Below are 19,580 nucleotides of genomic sequence, written 5' to 3' on the forward strand. Positions count from 1 at the left end.
CACCACGACGTATCCCGATCTACACAGTCAAGGGCTGCGCAAACCCCGACTCCGGAACGCGCCGGCCTGGCCCGTTCCCTCAGAAACAGGCGAATCGGAGTGAACCCCTCCGCTGTTTTTGGGCTAGAAGGGGCCAAGAACACTAGAAATTAAACCGGCTGGTCTGTATTTTCGGGCCAAGGAACAGCCCTTACCACACCTCTCGCACCCGCCCAGGGGGAGCAATGTCTGCGAGCACGTTTCAGGTCGAACGGGCAGCGTTCGACAGAGAATTGGCAAGGGGCGCCAAGGCGTCCACGATCAAGCCTGGCGGCTTCTACCCCACCACTTTGACTATGACCGTTCCCAAAGAACTCGTACACCGGACCACCGTCGATGAGGTCATGCTCACCGGCTGGGACCGAATCGACGACACCCACTTCGTCGTGTCCGCCCACTGGCCGCGCGGCCACAGCTTCTTCACCCCGGTCGCGGACGGCCACCACGATCCGCTCATAGGCTGCGAGACGGTCCGCCAGATCGGCATACTCCTGGGACACGCGGAGTTCGGGGTGCCCTTCGGCCACCAGTTCCTCGTCTGGGACCTCGCCCTCTCCGTATGTCCGCAGTACCTGCTGATGGGGTACGAGCCGGCTTCCCTCAGCATCGACGTGCACTGCACGGAGATCAACCGGCGGGGCCGGAACCTGTCGGGACTGCGTTTCGAGGCGGTCTTCCACCATGACGGGAACATCGTCGCGACCGGTGGCGGCTCCTTCTCCTGCATGGCGCCCGCGGTCTACCGCCGGGTGCGCGGAGCGCGCGTTTCCGACGGCGACCCGAAGCAGCTGCCACTGAGCAGCCCGGCAGCCCCGCAGAGCGTCGGGCGCATGTCCCCCATGGATGTGGTGCTCTCCCCCACCGACGAGCAGAACCACTGGCAGCTGCGGGTGGACACCCGCCACCCCGTGCTCTTCGAGCACGCGGTCGACCATGTGCCGGGCATGGTGCTGGTAGAAGCCGCCCGCCAGGCCACGGCGGCGGCCCTCGGCCGGTCGTCCTACCTCCCGCTCGTCATCGCCAATGAGTTCAAGCGGTACGTCGAGCTGGACTCCCCGTGCACGATCGAGGCGGCCGTGCTGCCCGGCGCCTCCCCCGAGGGCCACCGGAGCGTCCTGGTGACCGCCCATCAGGACGGTGCGCCGGTCTTCAGCTCCACGGTGACGGCAGGGTCCCACGGGGGCTGATCCGTGCCGAACAGCGGCTTGACCATGCCCGACGGCGGCTACCCACCGGGGCGGCCGCCGTCCACGTGTCCTCATCCGTGCACCCTCACCGGTCCCCGTTCCCGAAGGCCCCCAGATGATCGCGCGCCCATCCGCGGAAGGTCCCGGCCGGCCTGCCGAGCAGAGTGGCGACCGTGTCGTCCACCGCCGCCTTCGCGCCCTCACGGCCGCGCTCCGCGCTCTCCAGCAGCGCATCGGCGATGTCGGCCGGATAGCGCGCGCCCAGCCCGGCACGCGCCCGCTCAGGGCTCAGCTCCTCGAACCGGAGCGGACGGCACAGCAGTTCCGCGAGCTGGGCCGTCTGCTCGACCGCGGCGAGCGCCTCCGGCCCGGTCAGGGTGTGAGTCCGGCCCGCATGGCCGTCCTCGGTGAGGGCACGTACCGCCACCTCCGCCACATCGCGCGGATCCACGCAGGCGTTGGACGACGCCCCGTACAGGGCCCGTACGACATCGTCCGAGCGGATGGAGCCCGCCCAGGAGAGCGCGTTGGACATGAACGCGCGGGGACGCAACAAGGTCCACTCCATGCCGGATCCGCGCAACAGCTCTTCGTTACGGCGTTGCCACCGGGTGATCAGGTCCTCGGCCCGGCTGTCGTCCACCGCGGCGGCGGACAGCTTCACCACGTGCCGCACCCCCGCCGACCGGGCGGCCCGGATGAAACCCGCGTCGTCGTCACCGCCGGGGTTGGTCACCAGAAAAACGGTGCGAACACCACGCAGAACGCCCACCAGCGATCCCGGATCCGAGAAATCTCCGTGGACGATCTCGACCGCCGCACCCGCTCCCGTGACCCGCCCCGGATCCCTCGCCATGATGCGAACTGGCAGGTCAGCAGGGATCCTTCGGACAACTTCCCGCCCGATGGTCCCCGTGGCACCGGTGACAAGAATCATTGGTTTTGCCTCTCTTGCCCGACATTCTTCCGGCCGGTACGGCCAAGGAAGCGGCCTGTAAGATACGAACTGGACGGTTTCTTTACCGGCCACCCGACGTTCACCACCCTGAGGAGGGAGGAGGCAGAGTGGCTGAGCAGCTACGAGCCATCCGTACCCGTCAGACGATCCTTTCGGCAGCGGCCAAGATCTTCGAGGAACACGGGTACCAAGCGGCCACGATCTCCCAGATCCTCACCGAGGCAGGAGTCACCAAGGGCGCCCTGTACTTCCACTTCCACTCCAAGGAAGACCTGGCCCAGGGCGTCCTCGCCGAGCAGGACCAGCGCATCATCGTCCCTCCCCGCGTCTCCAAGGTGCAGGAGATCGTGGATGTCGTGATGCTCCAGGCCCACCGGCTGCAGACCGACCCCATGGTCCGGGCCGGCGTGCGGCTGACCATGGACCAGCTGGCTCAGAACCTCGACCGCAGCGGCCCGTTTCTGCGCTGGGTCGAGGTCGGCCTCGACCTGCTGCAACAGGCGCAGGCCCAGGGCGAGTTGCTGCCCCACATCTCGCCGTCCGAGACGGCCGACGTCATCGTGGGCTCCTTCGCCGGCATCCAGTCCATGTCGCAGGCCGTCTGCGAGTACCGCGACCTGGTGGGGCGGGTCTCCGCCCTGATGCGCCACGTGCTGCCCAGTGCGGTGGTGCCCTCGATCCTCGCCTCGCTCGATCTTTCCGAGGGCCGGGGAGCCGCGGTCTACGACGAGGCGTTGAAGGCGGCCGAGATGCGAGACCTGGTCGAAGCGGCCGGCTGAGCACCGCTCGTTCCTGCGGGGCACCGTCAACGGTGCCCCGCAGCCACGGCGCCCTCGGCGAAGTACGCCGACAGCGCCTCCTTCAGATCACGGCCGCCCGGCACCCAGGCGATGTAGCCGTCGGGCCGCACCAGCAGCGCGTCGTACGGCACCTCAGCGGTGGGCCGGGCACACACCACATTCAGGGTCCCCGCCCATTCCCCGGCCGGCTCCCACCGGGCGGCTCCCGCCTCGCCGAAGAGCAGCAGCAGCGGCCTGCCCTCGCGCAGCAGCCCGATCACATCGGTCTCACCGTCCGCCGTGCTGAGCACCGCATTGCGCAGGAACGTGCCCGTCGCCCCATCGCAGGCCCCGCCGTTCCAGTCGTTCGGAAGCACCGTGTCCTGGGCACTGATCAGACCCCCGAGATGCCCGTGAGCACGGTCCGCCGACAGGATTCCGGTGAACACCCGTCGCAGCGCGTCAAGTTCGGAACCGGGCCGCATCAGCGCCAGCTGCGCCTGCGTCTGGTCGATGACCTGCCGGGCCACCGGGCGGCGCTCCAGCTCATAGGTGTCCAGCAACCCCGCGCCCGCTGATGCGTGCACCGCCAGCGCCAGCTTCCAGCCCAGGTTGAGGGCGTCCAGCACACCGGCGCTGAGGCCCTGGCCGCCGATCGGGAAGTGCACATGCGCCGCGTCGCCCACCAGGAAGACCCGCCCCTTGCGGTAGTTCTGGGCCAGCCGCGCGAAGTCGCTGAACCTGCTGAGCCAGCGCGGCTCGTCCATCGCGATGTCCCGGCCGGCGATCCAGGACACCTCCTGCCGCAACTCCTCCAGAGTAGGGGGCAGTTGCCGGTCCGCGTGGGCGCCGGTGCAGTTCAGCGTCCGGATGTGTGTCCGGCCCTCCTCGTCCCGCTTGGCCACGATCCAGCCACGCGGGGTCTGGTGCCAGCCCTTGGTGAGATCGTCCGGCTGCGCGAGCGTGACGGTTCCCATGAGCGCGGACACCGTCGCCGGGTGGGTGTCGGAGGCCATGCCCGCCAGGCCCCGGACCGTGCTGCGGGCGCCGTCAGCCCCCACCACGTACCCGGCGAGACAGACCACACTCCCCTGCGGCCCATCGGCCGTGACCCGCACCACGGCCTCCTCCTGGACGAGCTCGGTCACCCGGTGCTCGCGCAGGATCCGCGCCCCGGCCGCCAGTGCCCGTTCCTCGAAGTGCCGCTCAAGCTCCGACTGGGGGCACTTGAGGATCGGCTCGGGCTCACGCGCGGGAGCCGTGATGACCAGTCCCGGCAGCCCCGCGAAGTGGAAGGCGCTCTCCGCCGCGCCACCGGTGTACGGATACCCCTGCCCCGGCAGGTGGCCTCGCCGAGCCAGCGTCTGCACCGCCCGGGCGTGCAGCGTGGTCGCCTTGGGCTGCTCGGACACCTCGGCTCTGGACTCCAGGAGCACGGTGTCGACTCCGTACCCGGCAAGCTCGGCGGCGATGAGCATGCCCACCGGGCCTCCACCGACCACCACGACCTGTGCCTGCACCGGCTGTTCCCCCTGCACCGCGACGCCTCCCCTGGCCATGGTCCCTCCCCGTGGAAAATATACCGGACGGCCTGTTTTTGATCCATCCGCCGAGGAAACCGGACGGTGCCCCTCGCACACTGCGCCCGACACCGGTCCAGGAACCGAAGCCAGAGCCAAAGCTGAAGCTGAAGTCGAGGCTGAGACTACGGCTGAAGCTCCCGCATCGTGGACGACATCGGACCGCCCTCCGAGCGCTCGGTCTTGTGCCCCTTGCTGCCCGGCGCCAGCGTCCGCACATCCACGGCCTCCGCCGGCGCCCCCCTCGCATACAGCCCGTCGGGCTCGGTGTCCCGGTCGTGCGGAAGCAGCCAGAACACCCGCCGCCGGAACGTACCCGAGGAACGGGACGGCTTGGCCTTCGGACCCAGCAGGGCATACCCGACCATCCGGCCGTCACGGTGGTACGCGGGTCTCCCCCGCCGGGTCGGCAACCGGTCCAGGCTCTGACGGACATAGTCGAGCCGACTGATGTCCTCAAGCCAGACGAGATCCATCTCGTCGACGATCTCGTCCTCTGCGATGAGGGCACTCATACTGTCTCCTCGTCCGCGAGCAGGCCGATGCCCGGGTAGTACTTGCGCTGGTTGGAAAGGATCATTTCCTTCGGTGACGCCAGTCCCACCACCTCGCGAACACGTGCCGCGAAAGCCCGGGACGATATCGCCGGCGCCCCCTCATTCTGGCACCAGCTCCTGTAGGCCGCGTAGAGCTGGGATTGCTCCGCGCGCAGATCGGCCTCAAGCCGACAGGTCTCGTGGACGAAGCGCCCGGTGTGGTCCTCGGTCTCGGCGTACGCCGTGGTCGCGATGCGGACCCGCTCGGGGCCCGTCAGGTCCTTGTCGCCCCCCAGGTAGCGACGGGCGCCCTCGATGAGCCAGTTGAGGATGCCCGGACCTTCCTGGGTGACGAGGATGTCCGCCAGGTTGTCGATCTTGCGATTGTCGGAGACCACCCGCTCGAACGGGATCAGCCGCATACGCCGCCAGAAAGCGAAGCCGCCCGTACCGACCTCGGGCCGGTGATTGCCGAGCAGCCACATCTTGTGCGTCGGCTCGAAGCTGAAGAAGTCCTGCCGCATCCGGCGCGCCTTGATCCGGTCGCCACCGGTCAACAGCTTGACCCGGGCCTCGTCGAAGCGGTCCCCCGGCTTGACCTCGCTGCACACGATCACGCGCCTGCCGTGCAGCTCCGCCAGATCGGTGGGATGCCCCTCGTACGGACGCGACATCAAGAACCCCGGAGGCGCCGCGTCCGCGTAGTCCCCGAGCAACTTCATCAAGACATCCAGCAGTACGGACTTGCCGTTCTTTCCGGAGCCGAACAGGAACGGCATCACCTGGGCGCCGACATCCCCGGTGACCGAGTAGCCGAGCAGCAGCTGGAGAAAGTCGATCATCTCCGCACCGTCCGGCCCCTCGCCGAAGGTGTCGGTCAGGAACCGGTTCCAACGCGGCGTCGGCATCGGCTCCGGCGCGGCCGAGGTCGACCGGGAGTGGAAGTCCTTCGTGGGCTCGGCAGGACGAATACGCCCCGAACGCAGATCGACGACGCCCGCGGGCGTGCACAACGCGTACGGATCCGCGTCCAGCCGCGCCGCGTTGAGCACCATCCCCGGGGCGGACTTCGCCTGGGTCAGCATCGCGTTCATCCCGCTGGTGCTCAGCGTGCGGCGGCGGTGCTGCTGCAACGCGGTCTGTGTGTAGACGCCCCGCGGATCCATGGTGGCGATCGACTCGGCCAGATCGCCCGCCGACCACATCACCGTGTCGTCCTCGTCGATCTGCCACCGGGTGCCGTCCCACCGGTACCAGCCGATCCCGGGCACGTGCCGGTAGTCGTTGCAGTAGAGCTTGACGAACAGCTTGGCGTTCCCACGATCGGTCAACGTGTCGGGCAGCAACCCGTCCGCCGTCGCCTCGCCGTTCCCCTGCACGGCGGCAGTCTGATACCGCGCCGACTCATCGCTCTGCCGGGGCGCCGGAACCGGCTGCGCAAGGATCTGCGCGGCCACCGCCTGGACGTCGAAGGCAGACAGGGCTCTCTCCTCGTCCACGCTCACGCCCGCCCCCCGAGGGACAGCGGGCGGGACAGACCTGCGCTGAGACCACCCCGGATGATCGCCAGACAACGCCGCTGCTGCCCCGGACGGGCCCGCTCGGCCGCATCCTGTAACACCCGCGTCGCCTCGTCCTCGGTGAGATGTCCCGCCGCGACCAGACCTCCTGCGGTGTACGCGGCCCGGTTCAACTTCTCGGAGAACGCGGCGCCTTCGGGTACCACCGCACACGCGGCGACCTCGGCGAGAACTCCGGTCAGTACCCGGTCCCCCGCACCGCGGCCGCCACCGGCCGCGAGAACCGCCTGCCGGGCACGGGGCGGCACCGGCCGGGTCCCCGGCACGGAAGCGGACGGCAGATGCCCGGTGCGCTCCAGTTCCCTGGCGAGCCAGGCGGGAAGCGCGGCCGGTACGCGCACGGGCCCCACGGGCCGGTAGACCCCCGCAGCGGTCACGGTCCCGGGCGCCACGATGTACCCGCCGTGCGCCCGGACGTCGACCTGCCAGGCGAGCGCGCGGCCGCCGCCCGACCCGGAGGAGCACTGCCACCGGTGACCGCTGTCGTTGCGGTACCACACGTGGAGCCCCCCGGACGGGGTACGGACGCGCAGCGTCGACTCGTCCTCCGCCGGGCTGGCAGCGCCACGCAGGGCAGCCAGCACGCCCAGTGTGTGGAAGCCGTTGGCCAGCCCGGTCAGGTCGACGCCTGCGGAGATCCCGACGCCCGGCAGCAGCCGGTCACGGTCGGGGAGTTCACACGCATGCGCATCGATATCGATGACCACGAGGCCGGCAGGGCCGGTGGCGACTCCCACCCCGAGATCGGGTCGGGCTCCCCACCACTGCTGGATCCGGTCGAAATCGAGCGTCGCCGCATGAAAACCATGACACCAGCGCCCCTCACGAATACAGTCGCACCCCCCTCGGGCATGACCTTGAACGCGGCACACCTCACAGTTGCCCACCGGCGTTTTACGGCCCGGAGCAAGAGGATGAACCGGCCACCCCTGGCGCGCACACCATGAGGCAGTTGTCAGAGGCTGCGAAGCGACCGATGCAGATCTTACGAACTGCCGTTGGTCGCTGCGCGAAACCTGCAGCTCAGCTGCCATTCACTTCCCCCATCAGCGACTGAAGCGACTCAACTCCCAAAATCAGATTAGCGAAATCTGAGGGAGAGGAGAGGCACATGGGACAGAACAGGTGTACGCATCTGCAAGGTGCCCAGCAAACGCACGTCTGACGGCCCAGAGACCGACGGTCGCTCAGTCGCTCGCCGACGGGTCCACAGAACCGCAGGTCAGAGGCGTATCCGACACAGAACAGCGACTGAAGCGACTCAAGGTCGCTATATATGACGCTCACACGCGCTCACACGCACACGCACGAATGTCTCCATATACCTGAAACTTGAGTCGCTTCAGTCGCTGTTTCCCCAACAGACCCCTCTGACCTGCGACTTTCCCTCATGGAACGAAGCGACTCAGCACTTATTCAGTCGCTGACATCCAGTCGCTGAGGCCACTCCCCCACCACCCGAGCCACTCAAACCCGCCCCTGTCCAGGTTCAAGCAACTTTCCCTCACAACTGCTCCCACCAGCACATACCAGCCAGTCGAGCCTGCCGGAGGTCATCAAACTGCAGGCCTGGCCAGCGGAGTTCTGTCGCATCAGCAATCAACACACCTGCTCCGCCGGACAGTTCCTCATCCGGCCCGCCACTACAAGCCGGCCCGCAGCAGGCCATCCCCGTGAGCGGGCCCTGGCCCTGGGCGTGGCGGGAGGCGGGCCAGGTACCGGAGTCAGTACCCCAGCGCCCCGGCCCCTCCCCACCGGGCCACTCATCGAACCGAGTTGGAGCCCTCAGCAAGAATCCTGTCGACAAGGATCTTCCGCTGCTCCTCGTCCATCTTCCGCAGAACAAGGTCGGCAACCTGATGACCGTCGTGCCAGGGCATCTTCGTAACCTTGCCGAGCGCGACGATGCCCGACTCCCCCGGGGCCAGCTGAGCCGGAGCGACCTGGCGTCCGGCGTGCTCCGAACGCTGTCCGGGTACTTCATCGTGTGTCGCCGACACCTCTTCCGGAGCATCGGAGCTATCACGGCGTGATAGCTCGGGTTCCCGAGCTCCCGGATTATCACGCCGTGATAGGCCCGCCTGCTCCTCGCTCGGGCTATCACGCCGTGATAGATCGGCTTGGCTCTCCCCCGGGCTATCACGGCGTGATAGCCCTGCCGGAACCTCCCCCGGATTATCACGCCGTGATACTGACGCCCCCTGTCCTCCGGAGCTGTCCGGAACGGCAAGACCATCTGACGTACCGGCCCCGACCCCCGACTCATCCGCAGCCACGCTCTCCGAGCTATCACGCCGTGATAGCTCGCGTACCGCCGAGCGTCGCTGAACACCTGCGGCAGCCCGTGCATCCGCCTGCTGGCGCTGCTCATCGGGCGGCAGCTTGGACAGATTCCGTACGTGCTCGATCTTGCGGCGCCCCTCCACCAGGTCCGCCTGCAGCTGAGGGTCCAGGTCGAGGACGGAAAGCTTCGACGAAATGGTCGACTGGGCGATACCGAGTCTCTTGGCGGCCTTGGTCTGAGAACCGTAGAAGTCGACGAGCGTACGAAGCGCCTGTGCCTGCTCCAGCGGGTTCATGTCGTCACGGTGGACGTTGGCGACGAAGGCCGCCTCAAGCAGCGCCTCGTCCGTGGAGACAAGGGCGTTGTCGACACTGACCCGAATCTTTGCAGCGCCGGCAAGACGTGCCGCGGCAAGACGCCGATGGCCGTCGACGACGATGTACCGGGCACCCTCGTCGAGGTCCGCCGCACGGTGCGGACGCTCCTCCAGATAGGCCTCGATCGAAGCCACCGTCACAGCGTTGACAAGGCCGATCTCCGCAATGCTCTCCGCCAGCCCATCCAGATCCCGCAGCTCCTCGCGAGGGTTGTCGGGGTTCTGGCTGATGAGGTTCAGAGCGAGCTCGGTCGGATCGGGAACGCCGGCTGTCGGCACACCCGTAGCGGCACCGATCGCGGCCCGCCGGGCGCTGATGGGGCGAGCCTGGGCGAAGGAGGAACCGGCCCCGAGGTTCTTGGCCTTACTCACTTGCTGATCTCCCGGGCGAGGGCGCGAAGCGCAACGGACTGTTCGCAGCGGGGTGCATAGGCAAGAAGCGGCCGCTTGGCACGGACAGCTTCCTTCTGTTCCTTGAGGTCTCCGATGACGCCCACGACTCGCGGATCCTTTATGGCCATCCAGGACTGGAGCGAGGAGGTGGCGATGTAGCCGCGCCGGGCGTCGTAGTGGTTGACGACCAGGCCGAGGTAATCGACGTCGAGAGCTAGGTCATTGCGCATGTCCTCGATCTGTGACGTGAGCAGTTCGTAGGCGTCGGCGCTGCTGTCCTCGGCCTGGACCACGATGAGAACACCGGAGTTGCCCGGCACTTCCTGCGGGCGGCGGCGCCCGTAGTAGGTGGCGGCGTCCATGCTCAGCCCGAGGCTCGGAGGGCAGTCGATCAGGATGACGTCGTAGTCGGGCTCGACCGCGGCGAGGGCTCGTTCGAGGGCCGACTCCCGTGCACGGACGGAGGCCAGTCGTACATCGAGGAGAAACGCATCGGTGCAGGCAGGCAGAAGATGCAGGCGCCCACCGAACCGGTCTTCCTCGATCGGCACGATGAGATCGCTCAGAGAGCCCTTGCCATCACCAGCCATGTGATTGGTGAGAGAGTCCCCGTCCATCGTCAGGGGAGCGTGGCCCAGCTGCTTGGTGAGGTGTCCTTGGGGGTCGAAGTCGACGAGCAGAACACGCTGCCCGAGACCGGGCAGATCTTCCAGAGCCAGCGGGTCGCCGGCAGCTTCTTCGTCCTCTTCGAGGAGTGCGGCGAAGTGCTTGGAGACACGGACCGGCACCAGGGCGGTGGAGTCCTCCGCAAGTGCCTCGCCGGTTCCGGCAGTGACGGCGGTCTTACCGACGCCGCCCTTCTGATTGCAGATGACGACGCGTCGGACGATGTCCGGGCGCCTCACCGCAGGTGCGGGATGGCTGTCCAGCCAGACCCGCACGGACTGGGCCAGGCCCTGGATCAGGGAGACCCCCCGACGCTTGCAGTCCGAGCGGAACCCGGTCCACAGGGGAGAGGGCAGGAAGGTCGCGAACGACTCCGCCCCAGACGTGTCGATGGGGGAGAGGTTGGATCCCAGACCGCGCCATGCAGTGATGCCGGCTTCAACAGCGTCCTGCATGTCGATGCCGTGCTGAACGGCGCGGACCTTGAGTTCCTGGCGAAGCCAGGAGGGCAGCTTCGAGACGACCTTCTCTCGGTCGCCCCTGGTGTCGGGTGTCGTCATAGTTCGTCACTCTACTAACGCCATAGATCAATTGAGCACGCGACGCGTTAGCTGTGTCTTCTTTTTTCGTTGTTGGGGAGCTATCACGCCGTGATAGCTCCCCAACAACGCCTCACCAAGCCTCAGGTCCCCTTACGAGGGTGGGGGAGTGGCCCAATCTTGGTCAACATAAGCTATAATGCGGCACCTTTCGCCCCTGCCGGTGTCGCCGCCCATAACCGCTCAGCTTTCGAGCAGACCCGCAAAGACAGCAACTGGATGTGCCGCAGGGCATCTTGTCCATCGTGGCAACCGCATCGGCCCGCACTCAGCGCTCGGATCATCGCGGTCCGCCGGGTTCGTGGAACCGCGGGCGATCAAAAGCGGCGCAGTGGTCGATCCGAGTGGGTGGCTCGGGTGGGCACTCCTGCCGCAGAGTCCGTGAACCCATCGTCGGGGCTGACTTTCGTCGGCTGAGGTTCAGTCCGGTGAGTAGATGGCTCAGCTCGTGACGTCCGCTCAGGAACCATGGCTGAAGCCCGTGCAGACGCCGACGATGCGTCGCCGACACAGGCACACACCCCGCTCCACGCCGACCCGTACGTCGGGTGCGAGTCTTCTTTTATAAGAGGCGCCGAGCCCCCAAAACCCTCTGACCTGCATATATGCGATGTTGATCATGCTCTGGCCGACACATTTGGCAGGTCGAAATGTTAACCTGGCCAGCACATTTGGCCGCAAAAGTAAGGCTCAGCCTAACTTTCTGAATGGACCACACGCGTCGAAGAAACCGCAGGTCAGGGGAGTGCTGGTGCAGGGCGAACACCCCGGCCCGCGACACCGATTCGATCAAAATGTGCTGCAGAACGAAACCGGAAGTTAGGCTCAGACTAACTTCCGCCACCTTCTTGCACTGAAAGTTCGGCTCAGGCAAACTTTTGAAGCGAGCGCGTCGCCCCCTCAGACTCGAAGCGTGTCGAGCCGTCAAAAGTAAGGCTCAGCCGAACTTTTGGGATAGCCTCGGACCGCCTGAGCAACAAGGAGGGTCCAGTGACATCTGAAACGCCGTCGCGCCAGCCGCGTCGGCCCCGAGCAGTGCCCTCTCCCGCATCCTCGCCGGAGAGCAACGCCGTGTTCGACGACATCCTGAACCTGTTGGGTGAGCAACTCGGCACGACTGCCCCGGAGACAACCCAGCCGAGGGCAGGGAAACGCAAGCTCAAGGGCGTCACCTTCGAGTACGAGAACGACCCTCGATCCGTCCACAGCTTCGCCGGAGGCGCCGGCTACAGCCTCGCCAGCAACTGGTTCACACAGCTGCTGCCCCAGCTCTTCATCGCCAACGGCATCACGAAGAGCCAGCTGTGCGTGTTCCTGTACGTAGCGGGCGGGCAGCGGCCCGGCACCGGGATCGCGGAGTACACCCAGCAGGAGATCACCGACGGCCTGAACGGGCTCGCGGCCAAGAAACCCGGCGCCAAGATGATCACCCGCCCCACCGTGAACCGTGCCGTCCGAACCCTCTGCGAATACAAGTGGCTCGAACCAGCAGGAAACGGGCGAATCCGTCTCAATGTCACCCTCTGGTTCCAGGGCAACAGCACGGCCCAGCATGAAGTGCTCGCCCAGATCGCCGCCGACCACGATGACGATCCGACAGCGTTTCCGCACAGAATTGGTCCGGAGCTGGTTCACCACCAGGAAGCGCTGGACCTTAACCTGGATGGCGAAGTGCCCGAGCCTGTCAGAAGGAAGCGCACAGGGTGATGCTTGCTACCACGACAAGCCGATTCGATACGGAGGAAGGCACCGATGGCCGTTGCAGTCATGTCGCCGCTCGTCGCTGAGCGGATCTGGGCGCTGCCCATCGGAGCCGCCCCGGTGAAATTCCTTCAGTACCTGATCTTCCGGAGCGAGAACGGCGGCGCACTCCCGAGCCAGCGCGAGATGGCAGTGGAGTACAAGGTGAAGCCACCCACCGTCAGCGCACTGATGGAGCCGCTGTTCGAGCTCAACCTCGTGCTGCGCTCCCGTGCCGAAGGCCGCGGGGGCAACCGCTACCGACTCCACCCACTCGCCGCCAAATACGAGAGCGTGACGGACATGGAAGCCGCCTTCGCGTACGCCCTCGAAGAGATGAAGAGCGGCAAGCTGCCCACCATCCACCTACCGGAATACCGAGCAGCACCCCCGGCCGAAGGCCGCCCCGACCTCCGCATCGCCTGATCCGACAGAAGACAAAACAGAGGCCCCGCCATCGGGATGGCGGGGCCTCTGTGCCTGAACAACAAGTTGTGCGCCCCACTATACCGGTACGCGCGACAGTCGGCGAGGCGCCGCCGTCCACAGCCCCCCACCCTTGACCGCACTGGTGCAACCGGCCTTCGAAAGCAAGCTCCGAACGCCTTGTTACGTTCCCACCATGCGCCCATGGAGACGCCGTCATACAGGGCCGAAACAGTGACGCGCATGAACACGAGCATGCGGGTGGAACCAAGCCCACACACGAGACGCCGGGGCATCTCCGTACTCCTGACCCTGTCCGCCGTGGCCGCTGCCCTGGGTGCTCCTGGAATGGCAGCCGCCCAGGAACCGTCCGGCACAACCGCCTCCGTCCCGTCGATCCGCTGGGGCGTCTGTCCCAAGGCCGACCCGCCCTACCCCGACCCCAGCCCGAGGGCCCAGTGCGGGGTGGTCGAGGTGCCACTGGACTGGTCGAAGCCGAAGGGCCCGAAGACCGGCATCTTCGTCGCCCGCTACCGGGCCACGGACCCCTCCCGGCGGATTGGCGTCCTCATGTCGAATCCGGGTGGGCCGGGGGCCGCCGGAGCCGACGATGCCCTGTACGCCGACGACCCCATCAGTGGCTACTCCGCGGCTATGCTCCAGCGCTTCGACATGATCGGCTTCGACCCACGAGGCATCGGCCGCAGCGGTGCGGCCGACTGCGACGAGACGATCCTCGACCCGGTACCGGCCCGTCCCCGCAACGCGTCCGAGTTCGAACGACTGCGCACCTTGAACGGCCGTCTGGCGGCCGACTGTCTGAAGCGGACGGGGCCGCTTGCCGCCCACATGGACGGTGAGAGCGTCGTCCGAGACATGGACGCGATCCGTGCCGCCATCGGCGAACGCCGGATCAGCTTCCTGGGCCACTCCTACGGCACATTCCTCGGCGAGCGTTACGCACGGCTGTTCCCGGGCAATCTCCGCGCACTGGCCCTCGACAGCGCGATGGATCCGGACCGGCCGAACGCCGAGCGATACCTCATCGACGGCAGCGTCACCATCGACAGCACCCTGAAGCGGCTCGCGGCCTGGTGCGAGAAGGACGCAGCCTGCGCGCTCAAGGGCAAAGACCTGACAGCCGTCACCGACACCCTGTTCGCCCGCGCTGACGCGGGCACACTGCGAGAACCGGGCCCGGACGGACCGACACGGACCAAGGTCGACCCCGACAAGCTGTCCGACCTCCTCACCTTCGCACTCGGCAAGGGGAGCCCGGAGAGCACGGCACAGCAGCTGGCCGCCCTGTACACGGGCAAGGGTGAGGTCCGCTGGCTCCCCACCGGCACCGATCCGGCCTTCCGGCTCGTGCTGTGCCGGGACTACGACTTCCGGATCCGCGACTACGCCCAGTACCGGGCCATCCTGAAGAGGGCCGCGAAGGCCGCCCCGCACACCCGCTACAACGCCCAGGCCCTCGACACCATCCTCGGCTGCCAGGGCTGGACCATGCCGCCCAAGCCCCGGCCGGCCCGCATCAAGGGCGAACTCCCACCCGTCCTCGTGGCCAACGCCACCCACGACCTGGCAACGCCCCTGCCGGGCGCGCAGCGCATGGCGAGCTCCTTCCCGAAGGCGTCCCTGTTCACGATGGACGTCGTGGGCCACTGGCTCTACCGCAGAGGAGGGATGGAGAAGGCGATGCGAGTGATCGACGCCTACCTCACCAGCCCGAAAGGCACACTTCGGACCCAGGAGCACTAACGGTCCAGGCTCACGCAGACCGACATGGCGGGCACGCAGATTTGCTGCGCGAGTGCATCGACGAACGAACAGGTCGGTGAGCAGAGGCCGCCCTAGCCTGACCACGGCGGCCTCCAGGGCTTGTCCGGCGGCTCTCGCCGGACAAGCCCCCGGGCCGGGGGAGGGCTCAGCGCTTGAGCATGAAGGCGAAGTCGCCGGAGAGCTTGCCACTCAGCCGGACCGCCGAGACGATCTTCCCCTTCGTGATCAGCCTCTCGACCTCGGCCCGCGAAAGACCACAGCCTTCAGCGATCAGCCGCACCGGCCGGACCGGGATCCGCGCCGCGAAGCGGACCGAGACGTCGATCACCTCACGGTCCAGATGATCCGATCCGCCGGTGTCGAGACGCCAGGCGTCGGTCCAGTCGAGAGCGATGCGATTTCGGCGCTGTACGACCGGATCCCGGAGCAACTCGGCTGCCAGACCGACATCGTTGCCGTGCAGCCGGTCCAGCAGCTCAGGCTGTACGGAGCGCACATTCACCCGCTCCAGGACCGTGAGCTTCGCCGTCTCCCCGCAAGAGGTACAGAGCACGAGAAGCCAAACGTCGATGAGCTTGTGGTTCGCGTTGACGCGAAACTTGCCATTTGCCCGGAAACGCTCGGACGCGCACGTATGGCAACGTCGGAGGACGACCGGCAGGCAGGTGGGCATGACCACCCAGTTTTCGAGCACAGAAATACACCGATTTCAGTGAGAAGTCCGCAGCAAAAAGCAGCACGGCGCACATGCGCGACGCGCGACAGATCAGCACTCGGGAGGTCTCACACGGTGTACAACGGAACGTCCTTGCCTAGACGACTTGGCTCGGCGGCACGGTAACGACTCACGACGGCGCTGTGCCACTGGATTTCGAACTGCCCAGGCGTGGAGGAGCACGAAAGTTGCGTGGTGACGTGGACACAGCCAACGGCAAGCATCAAACGGCAAGCTCAGGGATGGGGCAGTGCTCAGCTCAACGCGGAATGGCGGAACAGCGCTTAGCCTGGCGCGGTGACTGATGAGCAGGAGCGGGTCAAGCCGTCGGGAGTATGGGCCACGGCGGTGGGGGTGGCCAGAGTGCGGGCGCTGGAAACTGAGCGCGAGAGCGCGCTGTTCCGTGACCCACTGGCACAGGCTTTCGCCACCGCCGGCGGCCTGTGGCCCTCTTCGCCGCCGCCCGATGACGAGGCCGCGCGGCGCCGCCGTATGGCCGTCTCGTTCTCCATCGTCATCAGGACGAAGTTCCTCGACGACGTGTTGCTGCAGGCCTCCGCATCCGGGGTCCGTCAGGTCGTCCTGCTCGGCGCCGGCATGGACAGCCGGGCCTTCCGGATGGACTGGCTCAAGGGCACCCGCCTGTTCGAGGTCGACACCGCCGCGCCACTGGAGTTCAAGGCGTCGGTGCTGCGCCAGGAGCGAGCCGTCGCACGCTGCGAGCGGACAACCGTCGCGGTGGATCTGCGCGAGGACTGGCCAGGCGCGTTGGCCGCCGCAGGGCACGACCCGGCACTGCCGACCGTGTGGATCGCCGAAGGACTACTGATCTATCTGCCCCAGGACGCGGTGGAGCTACTGCTGGCCCGGATCAGCACGCAGTCGGCGGCAGGCAGCCGGATGGGGCTGACACTGGGATCGCGCGGCGTGATCGAGCGCTTCGCCGCGGACGCCACGCCGGGATCCGCGGCGGCCATGTGGGTCTCGGAGATGCCCGAAGACCCCGTGGGCTGGCTGGCCGGGCACGGCTGGGAGGCCGACAGCCACACCCTGCGCGAACGCGCTGCCGCCTACGGACGCCCGATCAGCACCCCTCCGCAGCGCGAGGAGTGGCCCGGCGGACTGATCTCGGCGGTCCGCCGGTAGAGCGCCTACCGGGTTCCCTGGACGATCGATTCCAAAGCGGAGGTCGCCGTCATACTTCTCCCCGCCTCGGCGATCGCTTCCAGGCAAGGGAGGAAGCGCACTTCCGGACCCGCGCCGGTGGTCGGTGTCGACATCGGGCCGGGGTTCACGGCATCCAGTGGATGAGGCCGCAAGGCGGAGGAGGCACCGGCCACGCAACCGTTCGAGTTCGACAAGAGTCTAGTGACCGGGAGTGTTTCTCCTGGAAGGCACCGCCCGATTTCCCGCGTCCCAGCAGAGGAACTCTCAATGCCGATTCCCCGGCACAACCGTCGCGCCTGCCGTGTCGTTGCTGCCACCTTCAGCGCTGCCGGGCTGATCGTACTGGCAGCGGCTCCTGCCGCCTTCGGCGGTGAAACCGCACCCGAGTTGGTCATCGGAGGCATTGAGCCGGTCAGCGGGGTGAAACCCGGGAGCAGCTTCGATCTGTCGGCAACCGTGGCGAACAAGGGCACCAGGGTGGCCGAGAAGGTGTGGGTCTCCTACGGCGTCACCCGAGGACTCGACTTCGCGGAGGTTCCCTCCAACTGCCGGACACAGCGAGTCCGGTCCTACGACGAGATGCCCGAGAGATGGATCGCGGTGTGCGAGTTCGATCAAGTGGTGGAGCCGGGCACCGTCTACACGCCCGAGTGGCCTCTCCGCGTCGAGGCACTGGACCGTGCGCTCAACGACGAGCTGCGAGTGAATGTCTGGGACGTCGATCCCGGAGCGGACGAGAACGGCACCCAGCCAGTGGCGGGAACCGCGCCGGCGGTGAAACTGGTCGAGGGACAGGCCGGGAGCGAGGGGACCGCACCAGTTGTCAACGTGCCCGTCAGCTCCGTCAATACGGCCGACTACCAGGTGATGGGTACCGCGCTGAAGGGAAGCGTCGGTGACACGGTGAAGATGAAGGTGAAGTTCATCAACGCCGGGCCCGCCTGGATCCTGACCAAACAAGGGGAACGGTCCGTCAGCGTCATGATCACGCCTCCTGCCGGAACGTCGGTCGTCAAGCGCGGCCAGTTCTGCCAGGCGAAGGGTAAGTCGTACGTCTGCGGCATGCGGTCGCTGAACGAGGGCAGCCAAGAGACCTACACCTTCGAGCTGAAGATCGACAAGCGGGTGGCGAACGCCAAGGGCCAGGTGGGCCTGAGCACCGAGGCACGGCCATTCGACCCCAACAAGGCCAACGACAAGGCCGACATCACGCTGGACGTCACGGGTGGGGAGCCAACTGGCTCGACAGGCGGCTCGGCCAATGTCTCGGGCGGCTCGGCCGGCGGGTCGTCGACGGCCGGCGACGACGGGACCACGACGAACGGCGGCACCCTGGCAGAAACCGGCTCCTCGACGCTGCCGATCACCGGCGCGGCTGCCGCAGCGGTGGTCACGGGCGCGGGCATGCTCCTCATCGTGCGCCGTCACCGGACTCAGAGCCCGGGCTGACGACCTAGCGGCGGTCGCTTTCACAGGCATCGAGGCGTACGGCGGACAGGTAGTGCGTGCTCTGAGGGTTGACGTTTGCGGACAGCAGGAGCTTGCGGTCCGACGGGCCGAGGACCTCGGTCAGTTCATGGATGGGGTAGCCGAAGAGGTCGAAGTCGCCGAAGGCGACCGGTACGTCGGCGGCCCGGTCCAGGACGCGCTCGGTCCGCTCGATGATCAAGTGCCCCATGGTCTGCTCGGTGCAAGCCGTGCAGGCATAGGCCGTGACCAGGATGTCGCAGTGAACGAAGAAGAAGGTCCAGTGTGCTCCACACATCCACCCGCCGGGGCGGATGTCCGCCAGAGTCGACGCCGTCCACTGCGCCGCATGCGCGGTCATGCCGAATCGCAGGACGCCTGCGTTCGCTGGGAGGACGAGCCCGGTGCCGGGTACCAATCGAAAGGTCACCCGAATAGTGTGCAGGGACGCGGCGGTTGGGCCATCCTGCCTGTGTTCAGTTCGTCCTTCAGCGGAGTCGTCGGCCCGGAGCGAGCACACCCCGACCATCGCCCCTGTACGGCCTCCTTCCCGCCACGCGGCCGCGGTCTGGGTCAGCAGATCCAGGGTCGGTACCAGGACCAGGACATGCCGCGCGCCGAGTTTCTCGGCGGCCGCGACGGCGATCAGGGTTTTCCCGGAACCGGTCGCGGCGGTGACCTGGGTTCGCAGCCCCTCGGCTGGCATATGCCCGCTCGCAGGCGTCTAAAGCGCCCTCAGAACCGCGTCGACCGCCTCGACCTGATGCGGGAACAACTCCTTCAGCGTCACCAAAAATTTCCTCTCCTCGACCGCTTCAATGTATTTTCGGGCGTGAAAAGGACCCGGACCCCTGTGCAAAGCATGCATTTTTCAGCGACAACCAGGACATAGACAATCGACCCCAGGGTCAGCGGCAGGCGTCGGCTCACACTCCTTAACCTAGCTGGGCATCAAGAGTGACGCACATCAGGTGGAAGTGTTTCCGAACCACCAGTCCGGCACCTGCACAGGGCCCGCTCCTGCCAACCCTTGAACCCTTCTGACAGAGACTCAAGAGAACCAGAGAAACGGACAGAAAACCTACGGCCCTCACGACCCGTCACCACAACCCCCAGCAAAGATCACCCCAACTCCCAGCCAGCCCAAGGGCCGTGCGGAGCATGGCCCGCCGCCCGGATCGCGGAGCGATCCGGGCCGCAGTCAACGAAGTTGACTGCCCGGGCCACGGAGTGGACCGGCAACCCCGGACGAAGTCCGGGAACAACGCACGGAGTGCGTTGTCGTCTTCCGCCGCGTAGCGGC

16 protein-coding genes are annotated in these 19,580 nt (G+C 66.9%); 7 read left to right on the plus strand and 9 right to left on the minus strand.

Annotated elements, in window-relative coordinates:
- Window positions 1-335 precede the first annotated feature (335 nt).
- A complete protein-coding gene (locus ACGF8B_RS39005; protein WP_392747328.1) occupies window positions 336-1,226 on the plus strand; it encodes a ScbA/BarX family gamma-butyrolactone biosynthesis protein in 891 nt (296 codons plus the stop codon).
- Between the two features lie 85 nt (window positions 1,227-1,311).
- On the opposite strand, the gene ACGF8B_RS39010 is transcribed toward ACGF8B_RS39005, so the two are convergent.
- A complete protein-coding gene (locus ACGF8B_RS39010) occupies window positions 1,312-2,163 on the minus strand; it encodes an SDR family oxidoreductase (RefSeq protein ID WP_392747329.1) in 852 nt (283 codons plus the stop codon).
- 128 nt (window positions 2,164-2,291) lie between these two features.
- Here ACGF8B_RS39010 and ACGF8B_RS39015 point away from each other — a divergent pair, with 128 nt between their 5' ends.
- Window positions 2,292-2,963, plus strand: coding sequence for a ScbR family autoregulator-binding transcription factor (locus ACGF8B_RS39015; RefSeq protein ID WP_124723574.1), 672 nt, complete (start codon window positions 2,292-2,294; stop codon window positions 2,961-2,963).
- A gap of 26 nt (window positions 2,964-2,989) precedes the next feature.
- On the opposite strand, the gene ACGF8B_RS39020 is transcribed toward ACGF8B_RS39015, so the two are convergent.
- The 6 genes from ACGF8B_RS39020 to ACGF8B_RS39045 form a co-directional block, all read right to left on the minus strand.
- The gene (locus ACGF8B_RS39020; RefSeq protein ID WP_392747331.1) at window positions 2,990-4,522 is read right to left on the minus strand and encodes an FAD-dependent monooxygenase; all 1,533 of its coding nucleotides are present in this window, start codon (window positions 4,520-4,522) and stop codon (window positions 2,990-2,992) included.
- Between the two features lie 146 nt (window positions 4,523-4,668).
- Window positions 4,669-5,058 carry a DUF6009 family protein gene (locus ACGF8B_RS39025; protein ID WP_124723573.1) on the minus strand — a complete coding sequence of 130 codons (390 nt, stop codon included), beginning with the start codon at window positions 5,056-5,058 and terminating at the stop codon, window positions 4,669-4,671.
- Window positions 5,055-6,584 carry a phage/plasmid primase, P4 family gene (locus tag ACGF8B_RS39030; RefSeq protein WP_392747332.1) on the minus strand — a complete coding sequence of 510 codons (1,530 nt, stop codon included), beginning with the start codon at window positions 6,582-6,584 and terminating at the stop codon, window positions 5,055-5,057. The genes ACGF8B_RS39025 and ACGF8B_RS39030 overlap by 4 nt, the downstream gene beginning before the upstream one ends.
- Complete coding sequence (locus tag ACGF8B_RS39035) at window positions 6,581-7,693, minus strand: bifunctional DNA primase/polymerase (RefSeq protein WP_392747333.1); 1,113 nt, start codon at window positions 7,691-7,693, stop codon at window positions 6,581-6,583. Before ACGF8B_RS39035 ends, ACGF8B_RS39030 begins: the two co-directional genes overlap by 4 nt.
- A 729-nt stretch (window positions 7,694-8,422) precedes the next feature.
- The gene (locus ACGF8B_RS39040; protein ID WP_392747335.1) at window positions 8,423-9,691 is read right to left on the minus strand and encodes a ParB/RepB/Spo0J family partition protein; all 1,269 of its coding nucleotides are present in this window, start codon (window positions 9,689-9,691) and stop codon (window positions 8,423-8,425) included.
- A complete protein-coding gene (locus tag ACGF8B_RS39045) occupies window positions 9,688-10,938 on the minus strand; it encodes a ParA family protein (protein WP_392747336.1) in 1,251 nt (416 codons plus the stop codon). The genes ACGF8B_RS39040 and ACGF8B_RS39045 overlap by 4 nt, the downstream gene beginning before the upstream one ends.
- 1,110 nt (window positions 10,939-12,048) lie before the next feature.
- Here ACGF8B_RS39045 and ACGF8B_RS39050 point away from each other — a divergent pair.
- From ACGF8B_RS39050 to ACGF8B_RS39060, 3 genes are all read left to right on the plus strand, one after another.
- Window positions 12,049-12,684 (plus strand): hypothetical protein, encoded by a 636-nt coding sequence (locus tag ACGF8B_RS39050; RefSeq protein WP_241196958.1) that lies wholly within the window; start codon window positions 12,049-12,051, stop codon window positions 12,682-12,684.
- Window positions 12,685-12,729: 45 nt separating this feature from the next.
- Window positions 12,730-13,143 (plus strand): hypothetical protein, encoded by a 414-nt coding sequence (locus ACGF8B_RS39055; RefSeq protein WP_124723568.1) that lies wholly within the window; start codon window positions 12,730-12,732, stop codon window positions 13,141-13,143.
- 348 nt (window positions 13,144-13,491) lie between these two features.
- On the plus strand, window positions 13,492-14,907 hold the full coding sequence (locus tag ACGF8B_RS39060; protein ID WP_392747338.1) for an alpha/beta fold hydrolase: 1,416 nt from the start codon (window positions 13,492-13,494) through the stop codon (window positions 14,905-14,907).
- Between the two features lie 166 nt (window positions 14,908-15,073).
- On the opposite strand, the gene ACGF8B_RS39065 is transcribed toward ACGF8B_RS39060, so the two are convergent.
- A complete protein-coding gene (locus ACGF8B_RS39065; RefSeq protein WP_392747339.1) occupies window positions 15,074-15,622 on the minus strand; it encodes a DUF1062 domain-containing protein in 549 nt (182 codons plus the stop codon).
- A gap of 318 nt (window positions 15,623-15,940) precedes the next feature.
- Here ACGF8B_RS39065 and ACGF8B_RS39070 point away from each other — a divergent pair, with 318 nt between their 5' ends.
- Entirely contained in the window at window positions 15,941-16,789 is an 849-nt protein-coding gene (locus ACGF8B_RS39070) for a class I SAM-dependent methyltransferase (RefSeq protein ID WP_392747340.1), read from the plus strand.
- Between the two features lie 288 nt (window positions 16,790-17,077).
- Complete coding sequence (locus tag ACGF8B_RS39075; protein ID WP_392747341.1) at window positions 17,078-18,259, plus strand: hypothetical protein; 1,182 nt, start codon at window positions 17,078-17,080, stop codon at window positions 18,257-18,259.
- Between the two features lie 4 nt (window positions 18,260-18,263).
- Here the strand turns inward: ACGF8B_RS39075 and ACGF8B_RS39080 are convergent, their stop codons facing one another.
- The gene (locus tag ACGF8B_RS39080; protein ID WP_392747343.1) at window positions 18,264-18,983 is read right to left on the minus strand and encodes a DEAD/DEAH box helicase family protein; all 720 of its coding nucleotides are present in this window, start codon (window positions 18,981-18,983) and stop codon (window positions 18,264-18,266) included.
- Window positions 18,984-19,580: the final 597 nt, after the last annotated feature.

Source organism: Streptomyces sp. NPDC047917 (genome assembly GCF_043204345.1).
GTDB lineage: Bacteria > Actinomycetota > Actinomycetes > Streptomycetales > Streptomycetaceae > Streptomyces > Streptomyces sanglieri.

Excerpts from the sequence above, each read along its gene's own strand:
- ACGF8B_RS39005 (WP_392747328.1), top strand. The coding sequence starts at position 336 with ATGACCGTTCCCAAAGAACTCGTACACCGGACCACCGTCGATGAGGTC.
- ACGF8B_RS39010 (WP_392747329.1), bottom strand. The coding sequence starts at position 2,163 with ATGATTCTTGTCACCGGTGCCACGGGGACCATCGGGCGGGAAGTTGTC.
- ACGF8B_RS39020 (WP_392747331.1), bottom strand. The coding sequence starts at position 4,522 with ATGGCCAGGGGAGGCGTCGCGGTGCAGGGGGAACAGCCGGTGCAGGCA.
- ACGF8B_RS39025 (WP_124723573.1), bottom strand. The coding sequence starts at position 5,058 with ATGAGTGCCCTCATCGCAGAGGACGAGATCGTCGACGAGATGGATCTC.
- ACGF8B_RS39035 (WP_392747333.1), bottom strand. The coding sequence starts at position 7,693 with ATGGCAGCTGAGCTGCAGGTTTCGCGCAGCGACCAACGGCAGTTCGTA.
- ACGF8B_RS39045 (WP_392747336.1), bottom strand. The coding sequence starts at position 10,938 with ATGACGACACCCGACACCAGGGGCGACCGAGAGAAGGTCGTCTCGAAG.
- ACGF8B_RS39055 (WP_124723568.1), top strand. The coding sequence starts at position 12,730 with ATGGCCGTTGCAGTCATGTCGCCGCTCGTCGCTGAGCGGATCTGGGCG.
- ACGF8B_RS39060 (WP_392747338.1), top strand. The coding sequence starts at position 13,492 with ATGGCAGCCGCCCAGGAACCGTCCGGCACAACCGCCTCCGTCCCGTCG.
- ACGF8B_RS39075 (WP_392747341.1), top strand. The coding sequence starts at position 17,078 with ATGCCGATTCCCCGGCACAACCGTCGCGCCTGCCGTGTCGTTGCTGCC.
- ACGF8B_RS39080 (WP_392747343.1), bottom strand. The coding sequence starts at position 18,983 with ATGCCAGCCGAGGGGCTGCGAACCCAGGTCACCGCCGCGACCGGTTCC.